Here is a 12,554-nt window from a genome sequence, read left to right as displayed (position 1 = left end):
GGACCAACGGGACCAAGTGGGCCTTCGGGGGATATCGGACCTCAGGGACCAACGGGACCAAGTGGGCCTTCGGGGGATATCGGACCTCAAGGACCGACGGGGCCTCAAGGGCCAACAGGGCCTCAAGGACCGACGGGGCCTCAAGGGCCAACAGGGCCTCAAGGACCGACGGGGCCTCAAGGGCCAACAGGGCCTCAAGGACCGACAGGGCCTCAAGGACCGACAGGAACAAATACAACTCCTGTGCCATTGGTTTATGCTGCAGGTGGAAGCACTGTAATTGCTAGCGATGCTAGGACGAATCACATCATAGCTATGATTCCCGTGGGAACGGCTCTCGGAAACCCAGACGGAGAAGTAGATACCCTTAATAATTTGGTTTACGTCAGTGGAACGGCAAATGTTTATGTCATTGACGGGATAAGTAATACAATCATTGATACCATAACCATTCCAGGGACTACTCCCCTCATACGTGGATTAACGACGACAAACAAGAATACTTTATATGTAGGCGATTCGAATAATAACAGGGTGAATGTTTATGATGTTTCTAGTTTTCCTAGTACATTCATAGCCTCGATCCCGGTTGGACCCAGTCCATTAAAGATGGGATTCAATCCGTTAACGAATCTACTCTACGTTGCGGATGGACCTTCATCAGCCGGAGCCACAAGTTACGTATCTATTATTGATACGACAGCTGCGAATGGCGGAACGATCGTTTCAACCGTTACCATTGGAACCAATGTTCAAGCACAAGGAGTTAGTGTTGATGCGCAAAATAAGTTTGTTTACATTGGAAACTTCCGATCTATGAACGTTACTGTTATTAATACAGCAACGGGTCCCGGTACTATTTATTCAACCATCCCTGTTGGATTCAATGTTACTGAGTTAGCTGTAAATCCGATGACGAAAAAGTTATATATTCAAAGATGGAATACTACCGTGGGCGTTGGAGTGGCGGATGTATCAAGCTTTCCTACTACCGTAAGTACCGTTATTCCAACAGGGCAAAGTTCTGATGGTATTTCACTTAACCAATTCCTTACACCATATCAAAATTCGTTTGCAGCTAATCTGGTCTATTCCCCATCATCGGTTGCGAATCAGGTATTTGTCATCGACCAAATGACAGATACTGTTGTTGGGACCATTCCACTTACTCTAGCAACATGGAGTGGAGTGAATCCATTTGGTCAGGGGTCATAACACATCGTTATCTAGCTAGCATGATAAGTGAAGAAATATTGGAATTTATTCAGAGGTTCATATGAAGGAAGATTAGAGTATAAATACTTCAAATAAGCTGAATCGGGCTTATTTGAAGTATTTTCAATGTCACGTTTTGGGACAACCCCTTCAATACTCTACCTACTGATTTAAAAGTTTGTTCAAGAATATATATTATATTAGTATAAAGAAAACGGAGAAAGTAGCTGGAGGAGAATCTCTACATGGATCTATTTGAGTATCAGCAGGCTTTGACATCCAAGCATCAAGGACCACTTGCTTCTCGTATGAGGCCTCGAAACTTTCAGGAGTTCGTCGGCCAATCCTCCATCGTAGGGCAAGGGAGATTACTGCGCCGTGCCATCGAAGCCGATCAACTCTCTTCGATTATCTTACATGGACCACCCGGGACTGGAAAAACCACGATTGCCAAGATCATAGCCGAATCTACACAAGCTCATTTCGAACAGCTAAATGCCGTTACAGCAGGAGTAAATGACTTACGCCAAGTCGTTCGGTCTGCCAAAGAACGCTTAGGAATGTACGGAACGAGAACGATTTTATTTGTCGATGAAATCCATCGTTTTAATCGTTCTCAGCAAGATGCGCTACTACCTGATGTCGAGGAAGGTACACTCATTTTAGTTGGAGCAACTACAGAAAATCCTTCTTTTCAAGTAAATGCCGCCCTCCTATCACGCTCCCTCTTGTTCCAATTAGAACTACTGAATGAAGAGGAGCTTACCCAAATCATCGACCAAGCCTTGCAGGACAACGAACGAGGTCTGGGAAATGTTCAAGTGCAAATGGATCCAGATGCCTGTCAACATCTTGTACGAATGGCAGGTGGAGATAGTCGTCGTGTGCTAAATGCGCTAGAGATGGCGGTGATGACCACGACGCCTCATGCAGATGGAATCCGACATATCACCTTAGAAATCGCAGAAGAGTCGATCCAACGTAAGCATGTTCGCTATGATCAATCGGGAGATCAGCATTATGACACCGTCTCTGCCTGGATTAAGAGTATGCGTGGCTCTGATCCTGATGCATCCCTGTACTATCTGGCCAAAATGATCCTAGGAGGAGAAGACCCTCGTTTTATCGCAAGAAGAATTATGATTCACGCCGCAGAAGATGTGGGAATGGCCGATCCTAGGGCCTTACTTATCGCTTCAGCTGCCGCCCATGCCGTGGAACTCGTTGGACTCCCGGAAGCCCAGATTCCACTAGCTGAAGCCGTCATCTATCTCGCTACGGCTCCTAAAAGTAACTCTGCTTATACAGGAATTCAGCAAGCTCTTGAAACAGTGAAGCAGGAAGTACGCGCGGAAGTTCCTCACCACCTACGCGACAGTCATTTCCCGGGTGCAAAATCACAAGGCCGTGGGAAAGGGTATCTGTATCCACATGATTTCCCTAGAGGATACACTCAGCAGCAGTATCTTCCAAATGAACACTGTGGTAAGTCATTCTATCAACCTAGTGCTCATGGATACGAACAAAAATTATCAGAGTTTATGCGTTGGATGAAACAGTCTAGCGAATCCTAAGCAAACAAAAAACAAGCGTTTCTGGCGCTTGTTTTTTGTTAATCTTTCGCAGTCATATACATATCCTTACTTATTATCGATTTAATAATAAATTTCCCATTCTCTTTTACGCACGGGAACCGCAAATCGCCACTTTGTATATATCGATGATCTCTAGTGTCTAGAATAACTCTTCCTCCTTTTGCCAGTTGGATAATGTCTTCAGGAGTTAACTCCTTTTTTAATCGATCCGTGCGCTCTGCGGCGTGGTACGTCGTAATAAACTCTGATTGATCTTGGCTAAAGATCATCCCTCATTTGCTTCTCTATTTCCTTCACTAGATACAAAGATAGATCCGCTTCGAAAACTTTTAACGCCTCGACCAAACTCATGGTAAAAGCAAACACACCCTTTTCATGCACCAAACTTTGTACTTTCTCCTTACTTTCTGGGGATAAAATCCCGACCACCTTAGATAGATAATTGAAAATTCTCTGTATTTCCTCTGGCGGTTTTGCACTACTACTTTCTATGATATCATGACCCGTAGGCAGTCCATTTTTTAACTTCTCCAAAGGAGAAAGATAAAAGCGATTCTCGCTGACTTGCGGTGTTTTCTTTAAATCCAGATGAAGTGTACTGAGTTCAATTCGAAAATCACTGTGTATTCTAATAATTTTTGCATTAATCGTCATTCCAACTTCAAGGAAATCATGTATATCCTCAATATATTGGTTTGCTATATTCTTTATATGAATCAATCCTGAATATTTCCCACCTTCTAACTCCACAAAAGCGCCATAAGAAGCGATAAACGTAATCGTTGCATCGATATGGTCTCCCACTTTGTATGGGGGTGGTTTTGCTAGGTCTGTGGCGAGAGAAGTTTGTTGTGTGAATTCTTCTATTCTCTCATCCAGTGATTTTTCAGCCATAGCATATGGCCTCCTTTCATGATAAACTATACATCCTTACATTAAAGCGATAATGGATAAAAATCAATATAAAAATGAAAATTTACCTTATGTTTATTTTACCAAAAATGCTTAAAAATTTCTATTTTAATTTGAAAATGAATATTTTATAATTTGTGAAACAATGCGTATATTCATAAAAGAATACGAGCCCGTCACTTTATCCTTTGTCTCGTATTCTTTCCATCTATTCCATCGGTATTAGAGCTTCGTTATGTATTCATAGACTTGGCGCCAATCGGTAATCCGAGGAACTTCCTTTGAATACTGACGGTTATACGGTGCATCTACAATCATCGTGTGAACTTTTTGCTCTATCAGTCGATCTAGATGATTAGGGGCATCTTCAAAGAATAAATCAATTCCTAGCTTTAAAGCTACCTTGGCTTTATCTATCGAACTCATAATCAAACGATCACTTTGATAGGGAAATTCATTCTCCCGTAACCAATTCTTTGTTACCTCTTGAATGTTTGGGAGACCCGGTCTAGCCGTGATATAGTAAATCTCATGCCCTTCCTGCGACAACTGATGTAGGACCTCCCTGGCGTGAGGTAGTGGAACACCTAGTCGGTAAATCTTTTCCTCCAGACGCCTCCAAGTCTTCCGGCCCTCCTCGGGCGTTAACCCATATGCTCGGTCTAGATAAAATTCAGTAAGATCCTCTGCTCGTACCTCTTTTTGAAACTCTTCATTATAAACGGTGACCGCCGCCTGCTTCGTATCTTTGATGGTACCATCAATATCGACACCCAATTTCATCTATGATCACTCCGAATCCTAGTTAACAAGCTTCATGGCTGATATCTATGTACAAAACAACCAATGTACAAAAAAAGCCCCATTATGCCGTGGCACCGCAATTTTGAACCTGCTCTCTAGCAGGTGGGTGCTCTGCAGCGAATATCAAGGTTCCATCTAGATGATGGCTTCCTTTCCAAGCACTGACACAAGCTCCCGCAGTAAAAATGTTGGCTCAAAATTACGGTTTACACACGAACATCTCAGGGATTCTTTATTAAATCTATATTACCACATCTGCAAATAAGAGAACAAGTACAAACGCATCTAGCTATAAGTTTATTGTGACCCTTTTTCCTTCATCTTAACCGCAATATGAAGATCATCCAATTGCTGCCCATCTACAGGAGAAGGAGCACTCGTCATCAAACAAACCGCATTCGAAGTCTTTGGAAAAGCAGTGATTTCACGAAGGTTGGTCTCGCCTGCTAAAATCATCACAATTCGATCAAAGCCTAGTCCGATTCCACCATGAGGCGGCACACCATACTCAAATGCCTCTAATAGGAAACCAAACTTCTCTTTAGACTCCTCTGGAGAAAGCCCAAGCGACGCAAAGATTTTCTCTTGTAGCTCCCGTTCGTAGATCCGCAAGCTACCACTTCCTAGTTCGTATCCATTCAGCACCAAGTCATAGCAAACTGCACGTACTTTTCCTGGATCTGTCTCCATCAAGGAAATATCTTCGTCCATCGGCCTGGTGAAGGCATGATGCATTGGCATAAATTGCGCCGAATCCTCATCATATTCATACATAGGGAACTCGGTAATCCAAGCAAAATGATACTTACTTTCATCAATCAACCTTAATTCACGACCTAAACGGGCACGGATCCCGCCGAGTGTAGCCGCTACTACACTTGGTTTATCTGCAACGAAGAATAATAAATCTCCTTCTTCCACACCTGTTATCTTTGCAATGGCAACAATCTCTTCTTCTTTTAATGCTTTTGCAATGGAGCCTTTTATGCCGTCTGGCTTCCACGCTAACCATGCGAGTCCTTTTGCACCTAGAGATTCAGCGACTTTACCCCAGTTATCCACTTCTTTTCGGCTCCAATGGGCTTGCCCTTTTACATTGATCGCCTTCACTTGCCCGCCACTTGCAAGAGTACTCGCAAACACTTTAAATTCTGTGTCAGCAAGTACTTCTCCAACGTTGATTAACTCCATACCAAAACGGAGATCAGGCTTATCACTACCGAAACGATCCATGGACTCCGCATACGGAATTCGTTCAAATGGAGCGGCTACTTCGACCCCCTTTACTTCACGTAGAAGCGTAACAAACATCTCTTCCATCATTTGATAAAATTCCTCTAGTTCTATGAAAGAGAACTCTAAGTCGATCTGCGTAAATTCAGGTTGACGGTCTGCACGCAAGTCCTCGTCACGGAAGCAACGTGCAAATTGGAAGTAACGATCGAGGCCGCCCACCATACACAATTGCTTAAATAACTGTGGAGACTGAGGCAATGCATAAAATTCACCCGCGTGTACGCGACTTGGTACTAAATAATCCCTTGCTCCTTCTGGAGTGCTCTTCGTCATGATCGGAGTCTCAATTTCGAGAAACTCATGGCGATCGAGAAAGCGACGCACGGACTGCATAGCTTTATGGCGTAAAACGAGGTTTTCTTGCATCTTGGGACGACGAAGATCTACATAACGATGCTTTAAGCGAATGGTTTCATCGACATCAATGTTATCTAAAATCTGAAAAGGAGGTGTCTTTGCCGTGCTAAATACTTGAATCGCAGAGGCTTTGATTTCAATTTCTCCTGTTGCCATGTTTTGATTAATTGTCTCGGGAGTGCGTAATGCAACTTGTCCTGTTACCGATAACACGTATTCGCTACGTACTTGATCCGCGATTTGAAACGCTTCTGATGCTGTCTCAGGATGAACTACTACCTGAACCTGCCCCGATATATCACGGATATTTAGAAAGATGAGTCCACCCAAGTCACGGCGTGATTGCACCCAACCATTAATCGTAATCACCTGTTCTACATGCTGTGTGGTAAGCTCGGTTGTTTTATGTGTTCGTAGTGCTGGCTTTGACATCGATCATCTTCCTTTCTCTGTTTGAATGTACGTAACCAATTGATCGAAAGGAACCGCTACTTGCGTTCCCGTTTCCATATTCTTCACTTGAATCAAATTTTGCGCAAGCTCATCTTCGCCTAAGATGGCCACAAAACGCGCTTGTTCACGATCTGCTACTTTCATCTGCGCCTTCATCTTCCGGTCTAAATAATCTCGTTCAGCAGAGAGTCCAGCTCTTCGAAGCTCAGCGAGCAACTGCATAGACTTACGTTTAGTAGCTTGATCAAATGTAATCATGTAGCAGTCGAGACGGCCCGGTTCTGGAACCGCTACTTGTTGCTCTTCCAGTGCTAATAAGACTCGTTCAAGCCCTATACCGAAGCCTACACCCGGCATATCGGGTCCGCCCACTTCCTGTACGAGTCCATTGTAACGGCCGCCGCCTCCAATTGTGCTCGCCTGTGCCCCAGGGATATCTACCATGTATTCAAAAGCGATTTGTGTATAATAGTCCAATCCACGAACCAGACGGTCATTTTGCACGTAGTTTACACCGAGTATGTCTAGATATTGTTTTACAGCCTCCAGATTCGCAAGGCTTTCCTCGCTGAGATAATCTAAGATGGATGGTGCACCCTTCGCAATCTCTTTGGTACGTGGATCTTTGCTATCTAAAATTCGCATCGGATTTCGGTATAGGCGGTTTTGCGCATCCTCTGCTAATTCTTCTTTATACGGTTCAAAATAGGCGATTAAGGCTTCAAAATAACGAGCACGGCTCTCTGGATCGCCTACATTATTAATCTCGACTTGAACTCCTTTTAGGCCTAGCTCTTCAAAGAATTGCATCCCTAGAGCAATGACCTCCGCATCAAGGGCAGGATCAAAGCTTCCAAAGGCTTCTACACCCAGTTGATGAAACTGACGATATCTCCCTATCTGCTGCCGCTCATAACGATACATAGGCCCCATATAGAACCATTTAGTTGGTTGTGGCTGTGCGTATACCTTATGTCCCACAAACGAGCGCACAATCCCTGCTGTGCCCTCTGGGCGTAATGAAATCGAGCGCCCTGCACGATCGGTAAAGGTATACATCTCTTTCTCCACGATATCGGTGGTATTCCCTACACCCCGTTCAAATAGCTCCGTGTACTCCACAAGGGGGGTGCGGACCTCTTGAAAACGGAAACGTTCCGCTACGTCACGAGCCGTAGATTCTACAAAACGCCACCACTGTACTTGTCGCCATTTCTCTTCATCTTTCGGCATGACATCAAACATGCCTTTTACAATCCTGCTCATGTGAATGCCTCCTTTACCTTTGTCATATTGAATTCGTTGTCTCCATCTAGGAACAATAAAAAAATCTCTCGTCCCTGACAAAGACAACTTTGTCAGGGACGAGAGATTTTTTTACCAATTCCCGCGGTACCACCCTAATTAAAAGAATCCATATAGGCTTCTTTCCACCTCTTACCCGTTATCGCCGGGACCGCGTCTATGCTTACTAACAACTTGCGTTCAACATAGAACCTCCAGGTGTCTTTCATCCTCACATCACAGAGGGAACCTTTCAGCCACGAGTCCCCATCTCTAACTGCTCATTTGAAGATTACTTTCCGTTCATAGGCCAGATATCAAAAATAAAATAGTATGTTTATTATAGGTTTGCCCCAAAATGATGTCAAGAAGGATAGGCAAAATGTTTCGGTTTTCTCTGATAAATAAGTGTGTTATATTCGGTTCAAACGAATACATAGACGAAAGGAGGCGCGGTTCATGCGACTCTTTCTGCTTTTAGGTAGTATCAACATGGCTTTAAGTATTGCTTTGGGTGCGTTTGGTGCTCATGGTTTGAAAGACAAAGTAGCTGAGAAAATGATTGCCAATTGGAATACGGGCGCTCATTATCATATGATTCATGCGCTTGGGATGCTTGTAGTGGGGATTCTACTATCGAAGGTTCAAAGCTCGGGGATGTTGACTGCTTCGGGCTGGCTTATGCTGGTGGGGGTTGTTCTGTTCTCAGGTAGTCTGTATGTGATGGCTGTGACGGGGGTAACGAAGCTAGGTGCGATTACGCCGATTGGTGGGCTGGCGTTCATTGTGGCGTGGGTACTCGTAGCGGTTGCGGTTTATAAACAGTTTAGCTAAGTTGTAGAGGCAATGTACTTGTCCACTGCTTTGATAATGAGCTGTAGTGAGAGCGGATAAGGCGGCTTTCTTGTACCGGGCTATTTTTCTACTGCTTCAATAGTAAGCTGTGGGTAAAGGCGGATAATAGGCGGTTTCTTGATCCAAAGTACCGGGGCATATATCTAGCCACAGCTCAAATAGTGAGCCTGCGAGGATGTGGAAATGCAAGTCCGCTTCGTTCTTCTCCACTTCGGGCAAGTGGCAAAACTCGCGAAGAACACGCTCAAACATTGCCACAAAACGCCCTTGCTTCGAAGAACTCCGCTAAGTAGGCTCACTAACATCGCAGTGGCTAGATACATTGCCCTTAGTACATTTTCATCACCGATTGATCAACAAAGCCTGAGGTGGGGAAAGAATAGAAAGACAAAAGAACAGCAAAGAAAGAACAGAAAAAGAAAGCAAGAGGCACAAAACTTTATTTGCTAGTAAAGTTTTGTGCCTCTTGCCTTTTTATACGGTCAGGTCTTGTTGATTAACTTAGATTATGGTCCATTAGATGAATGTTCAAAGGGAAAGGAGAGTCTGTCCGATACTTTGCGATGTTTAGCGATCCTACTTAGCGTAGCAATCCGTAGTACGGGGCGCTTTTGGTGCAACATGTCTGAGCGTTCTGTGCGAGTTGCACCTGCCCGGACGTAGGATGGTGGAGCGGACACCCCTACTTCTCTGCTGGATCAGTATCTGAGCATGTATCGGACAGATTCTCCGGCCCTTCGATCACCTAATAGCCCCTAATCAACAAGCTTGCTATAAGACTAATTCTTCCCAGGACACTGTGTATACAGCTCCAACACGCTACTTTCTACCTTCGCATCGGTGTACATCTTCTCAATCTCTTCTTTTGCCTTTTTAGTCAAGCATTTCCCCGGTTTTAATCGATCTGGTATGTTTTGTTTGATTTGCCCGTTCATATATAGGATTGCCTTTGCTCGTTCTAAACGGTTGGCAGTGATAAAGCCATCTGTCTCTTTTTGCTGAATTTTATTGCTAAGTGACCAACTCCATAGGTCTATTTTCTCCCCATCTTGAAACGTCACATAGTATTCGGGGTGAAATCCATTTGAATCGTTGGAGCGAAACCCGGCACGGACTTCTTTGATATCTGTCCACTTATATTGCTCAGTCTGAATGCCAAAAAGACTAGCTACTTTGATTCCGGCTTGATTCACGGATACATGGGTAGTAGTGTCCCACACGGATAGTAAGAAACATACAATTAGATAGATTCCCACTTTCCGTTTATATTTTTTGGTTCGAATCTGACCGGAACGTTTTTGCTCACGAGTAGGGATAGCTGTTACGATTAACCCCATTATGAGGAGTGCTAATATAATGGTTACGATATTGCCCATTGGACTTCGATAGTAAAAATATAGATCAGTGCTACTATGAAAGAGGAGTCCCTCTATCCACATAGAGCCGAGCCAAACCATAAGAAATGGGACAAAGATTAAAATAACCCCCGTTACAACCCATTTCACAATCCGGAATACGATTCCAATAAAATCTTTTAATTGATCGCTCATTCTTTAACCCCTCTAAAGATCAGGAGCATCTCCTTCTTTCTGTGACTCCGATCCCCTATGTAATCGCATTCATGTAACAAGCATACCATAGTTACCTAGTATAAGTTGACTGATCCGTACAAAAAAGCGCATCCCATCAAAGGAGTACGCTTTTTTCTATCAACACACAAATGAACTGTTACCGAGAACGAACTTGGTGGAATTTCTCTACAACGTTTCCTACATTAAATCCAAAGCGTTCCATCACAAGGTTTCCTGGGGCAGATGCGCCAAATGTATCAATCCCGATGACTTCACCTTGATCCCCAGTGTACTTGTGCCAGCCCATGGTGTGAGCCGCTTCAATCGCTACACGAGCACGAAGTTTTGCTGGTAAGATCGCTTCTTTCTCATCAGCAGAGAGAAGGTCAAAGTTTTCACGACAAGGCATGCTGACGACTCGTACATGAACACCCTCTTGTGCCAACTGCTCTTGAGCCTCAATCGCAAGGCTTACTTCAGATCCTGTGGCAATCAAGATTCCTTCTGGTTGTCCATTTTTTGCTTCTGAAACGATGTAAGCCCCTTTTTCGATTAGCTCTTTTCCTTTTCCGACAGAGCCTTCTAAAATCGGGAGGTTTTGGCGTGTTAAAGCCAGCACAACTGGGTGCTCTGTTTGACTTACGGCATAAGCCCATGCAGCCGAGGTTTCGTTTGCATCCGCAGGACGAACCACTTTTAGACCTGGGATTAGGCGAAGGGACGGAACTTGCTCCACAGGTTCATGGGTAGGTCCATCCTCTCCAACTGCGATGCTATCATGGGTAAACACATAGGTTACTGGCAACTTAGAAAGGGCAGCAAGACGAATAGCTGGACGTAGATAGTCAGAGAACACAAGGAATGTAGCTCCAAATGCTTTCACACCACCATGTAGTGCTAAGCCATTCATCGCCGCTCCCATCGCATGTTCACGAACGCCAAACCAAACATTGCGGCCTGCGTAATCCTCGACATGGAACACGCCTGCGCCTTTCATCTCGGTATTATTGGACGATTTTAAGTCAGCAGAGCCGCCCATTAGAATCGGCACAGCTTTCGCCAAACCTTGTAGCGCATTTCCAGAAGCAACGCGGGTCGCTAGTGCCTTATCTCCTACTTGATAAGTAGGAAGGGATTGCTCCCACCCAGCAGGAAGCGTACCGGAAAATGCCGCCTCTAATTCCTTAGCTAACTCTGGAAACTCCGACTGATACTTCGCATATAGCTCTTTCCACTCAGCATGTTTCGTAGCGTACCGATCAAGCGTTTCAGAAAGGTGAGAGCGTACCTCTTGTGGCACATGAAAATCTTCTTCATGCTCCCAATTGTACGATTTACGAGTACCAGCAATCTCTTCTTTTCCAAGTGGCTTTCCGTGTGCTTCGGAAGTACCAGCACGATTTGGACTACCATAACCAATCACGGTCCGTACTTCAATCATGGTTGGACGTCTGAGGTCCGCCTGTGCCTCTTCAATCGCCCGAGAGATCGCTTCTGTATCATTGCCATCCTCTACCCGAATCACTTGCCAACCATAGGCCTCGAAACGTTGCAATGTCTTTTCAGAGAAGGCATGATTTAATTCGCCATCTAATGAGATGTCGTTTGAGTCATAGAGGCAGATTAATTTACCGAGATTCATATGTCCAGCCATAGAGCATGCTTCGGAAGCAACTCCTTCCATTAAGTCACCGTCTGAACAAATTACATAGGTAAAGTGATCCATAATCGGATAGCCATCTTGATTAAAACGCGCTGCTAGGTGAGCCTCTGCCATCGCCATTCCCACAGCAGTGGAGATCCCTTGGCCTAGTGGACCTGTGGTAGCTTCTACGCCTGAAGTATGTCCCACTTCAGGATGACCCGGCGTTCTGCTTCCCCATTGGCGGAATTGCTTTAGGTCCTCTATGGATACGTCAAATCCATAGAGATGGAGCAAGCTATAGAGAAGTGCTGAACCATGGCCTGCGGATAGCACAAAGCGATCGCGGTTCATCCATTTTGGATCTTTTGGATCTTGGTTTAGGTAGTTATTCCACAAAGCATATGCCATCGGGGCGGCTCCCATTGGTAGTCCAGGGTGACCTGAGTTTGCTTTCTCAATTTGGTCAATTGAAAGCAATCGAATGGTATTAATCGTATGTAAATCAATATTATTTGCTGTCAAGTCAAACAACCTCCTTGTAACTATTAAAACTCTACTCTTAGCTTA

At 44.5% G+C, this 12,554-nt stretch carries 11 protein-coding genes, 1 other RNA gene and 1 other annotated feature; of the genes, 3 read left to right on the top strand and 9 right to left on the bottom strand.

The features are described 5' to 3' along the window. Both EDD57_RS08940 and EDD57_RS08935 read left to right on the top strand, forming a co-directional pair. On the top strand, positions 1-1,215 hold a 1,215-nt coding region (locus EDD57_RS08940), incomplete at its 5' end, for a YncE family protein (RefSeq protein WP_207896813.1). Positions 1,216-1,460: 245 nt separating this feature from the next. Then, on the top strand, positions 1,461-2,789 hold the full coding sequence (locus tag EDD57_RS08935) for a replication-associated recombination protein A (protein WP_131849116.1): 1,329 nt from the start codon (positions 1,461-1,463) through the stop codon (positions 2,787-2,789). A 38-nt stretch (positions 2,790-2,827) separates the two neighbouring features. On the opposite strand, the gene EDD57_RS08930 is transcribed toward EDD57_RS08935, so the two are convergent. From EDD57_RS08930 to hisS, 6 genes are all read right to left on the bottom strand, one after another. Continuing rightward, complete coding sequence (locus EDD57_RS08930; protein ID WP_093290917.1) at positions 2,828-3,079, bottom strand: hypothetical protein; 252 nt, start codon at positions 3,077-3,079, stop codon at positions 2,828-2,830. Continuing rightward, positions 3,069-3,704 carry a S1 RNA-binding domain-containing protein gene (locus EDD57_RS08925; protein WP_131849115.1) on the bottom strand — a complete coding sequence of 212 codons (636 nt, stop codon included), beginning with the start codon at positions 3,702-3,704 and terminating at the stop codon, positions 3,069-3,071. Before EDD57_RS08925 ends, EDD57_RS08930 begins: the two co-directional genes overlap by 11 nt. A 240-nt stretch (positions 3,705-3,944) precedes the next feature. Further along, positions 3,945-4,505: a 5' nucleotidase, NT5C type gene (locus EDD57_RS08920; protein WP_131849114.1), complete on the bottom strand. Its 561-nt coding sequence runs from the start codon at positions 4,503-4,505 to the stop codon at positions 3,945-3,947. Positions 4,506-4,577: 72 nt separating this feature from the next. Further along, positions 4,578-4,757: non-coding RNA, 6S RNA (gene ssrS / locus EDD57_RS08915), on the bottom strand. A gap of 66 nt (positions 4,758-4,823) precedes the next feature. Next, positions 4,824-6,611 carry an aspartate--tRNA ligase gene (gene aspS, locus EDD57_RS08910; protein WP_131849113.1) on the bottom strand — a complete coding sequence of 596 codons (1,788 nt, stop codon included), beginning with the start codon at positions 6,609-6,611 and terminating at the stop codon, positions 4,824-4,826. A 3-nt stretch (positions 6,612-6,614) separates the two neighbouring features. Continuing rightward, complete coding sequence (gene hisS, locus EDD57_RS08905) at positions 6,615-7,898, bottom strand: histidine--tRNA ligase (RefSeq protein ID WP_131849112.1); 1,284 nt, start codon at positions 7,896-7,898, stop codon at positions 6,615-6,617. A 91-nt stretch (positions 7,899-7,989) separates the two neighbouring features. Then, positions 7,990-8,232: a binding site (T-box leader), on the bottom strand. A 143-nt stretch (positions 8,233-8,375) separates the two neighbouring features. Between hisS and EDD57_RS08900 the strand changes: the two genes are divergently transcribed. Beyond that, positions 8,376-8,750, top strand: a complete 375-nt coding sequence (locus tag EDD57_RS08900; RefSeq protein WP_131849111.1) for a DUF423 domain-containing protein — start codon at positions 8,376-8,378, stop codon at positions 8,748-8,750. A 96-nt stretch (positions 8,751-8,846) separates the two neighbouring features. Here EDD57_RS08900 and EDD57_RS14405 read toward each other — a convergent pair whose 3' ends face one another. The 3 genes from EDD57_RS14405 to tkt all read right to left on the bottom strand — a co-directional run bounded on the left by EDD57_RS14405 (position 8,847) and on the right by tkt (position 12,509). Continuing rightward, positions 8,847-9,023 carry a hypothetical protein gene (locus EDD57_RS14405; RefSeq protein WP_165873735.1) on the bottom strand — a complete coding sequence of 59 codons (177 nt, stop codon included), beginning with the start codon at positions 9,021-9,023 and terminating at the stop codon, positions 8,847-8,849. 527 nt (positions 9,024-9,550) lie between these two features. Then, on the bottom strand, positions 9,551-10,321 hold the full coding sequence (locus EDD57_RS08895) for a hypothetical protein (RefSeq protein ID WP_131849110.1): 771 nt from the start codon (positions 10,319-10,321) through the stop codon (positions 9,551-9,553). A 178-nt stretch (positions 10,322-10,499) separates the two neighbouring features. Further along, positions 10,500-12,509 carry a transketolase gene (gene tkt / locus EDD57_RS08890; protein ID WP_131849109.1) on the bottom strand — a complete coding sequence of 670 codons (2,010 nt, stop codon included), beginning with the start codon at positions 12,507-12,509 and terminating at the stop codon, positions 10,500-10,502. Between the last annotated feature and the right edge of the window lie 45 nt (positions 12,510-12,554).

The organism is Baia soyae, from assembly GCF_004341445.1.
GTDB classification, from domain to species: Bacteria; Bacillota; Bacilli; order Thermoactinomycetales; family Thermoactinomycetaceae; genus Baia; species Baia soyae.
The sequence above is the reverse complement of the archived record's forward strand: the minus strand, read 5'-3'. Positions and strand labels throughout refer to the sequence as shown.

Coding starts and splice junctions, on each gene's coding strand:
- EDD57_RS08935 (WP_131849116.1), top strand. CDS start 1,461: ATGGATCTATTTGAGTATCAGCAGGCTTTGACATCCAAGCATCAAGGA.
- EDD57_RS08930 (WP_093290917.1), bottom strand. CDS start 3,079: ATGATCTTTAGCCAAGATCAATCAGAGTTTATTACGACGTACCACGCC.
- EDD57_RS08925 (WP_131849115.1), bottom strand. CDS start 3,704: ATGGCTGAAAAATCACTGGATGAGAGAATAGAAGAATTCACACAACAA.
- EDD57_RS08920 (WP_131849114.1), bottom strand. CDS start 4,505: ATGAAATTGGGTGTCGATATTGATGGTACCATCAAAGATACGAAGCAG.
- aspS (WP_131849113.1), bottom strand. CDS start 6,611: ATGTCAAAGCCAGCACTACGAACACATAAAACAACCGAGCTTACCACA.
- hisS (WP_131849112.1), bottom strand. CDS start 7,898: ATGAGCAGGATTGTAAAAGGCATGTTTGATGTCATGCCGAAAGATGAA.
- EDD57_RS08900 (WP_131849111.1), top strand. CDS start 8,376: ATGCGACTCTTTCTGCTTTTAGGTAGTATCAACATGGCTTTAAGTATT.
- EDD57_RS14405 (WP_165873735.1), bottom strand. CDS start 9,023: ATGTTTGAGCGTGTTCTTCGCGAGTTTTGCCACTTGCCCGAAGTGGAG.
- EDD57_RS08895 (WP_131849110.1), bottom strand. CDS start 10,321: ATGAGCGATCAATTAAAAGATTTTATTGGAATCGTATTCCGGATTGTG.